At 48.5% G+C, this 528-nt stretch carries 1 protein-coding gene; it reads left to right on the forward strand.

All coding sequences use genetic code 11. The annotated features are described in order from the left end of the window. Positions 1-528: molybdopterin-synthase adenylyltransferase MoeB (gene moeB / locus AB4585_RS23895; protein WP_372171245.1), on the forward strand; the 528-nt coding region annotated here is incomplete at both ends.

The raw sequence follows: 528 nt of genomic DNA on the forward strand, positions 1-528 counted from the left end.
CCTCAGTGCTTGTTATTGGCGCTGGAGGCTTAGGCTGTGCGGCAACGCCTTATCTAGTCTCTGGTGGCGTAGGCAAGCTAACCATCGTCGACGATGATGTTGTAGAGCTCTCCAATTTGCAGCGACAGATCCTTCATACCGAATCCGATATCAAGGCTCTAAAGGTAGATTCCGCCAAAACTAGCCTGTCCCAGCTCAATTCAAACTGTGAGATAACCGCAATAGCGCGTCGCTTAGACGACAATGAGCTTGATACCGCCGTTGCCAATCATTCGTTGGTCATTGATGCTAGTGATAACCTCACCACTAGAAACCAATTGAATCGACTGTGTCACAAGCACAAAACGCCTTTGGTTTCTGGCGCCGCAATTCGACTTGAAGGACAGGTGATCAGCTTCACCTATCAAGATGATGAACCATGCTACGAATGTTTAAGCACTCTGTTTGGTGCTAATGAACTGAGTTGTGTTGAGGCAGGGATCTTAGCGCCTGTTGTTGGCGTTATCGGCAGTATGCAGGCTTTGGAAG

It is taken from the genome of Vibrio sp. 10N.222.49.C9, from assembly GCF_041474985.1.
Lineage (GTDB): Bacteria > Pseudomonadota > Gammaproteobacteria > Enterobacterales > Vibrionaceae > Vibrio > Vibrio crassostreae_C.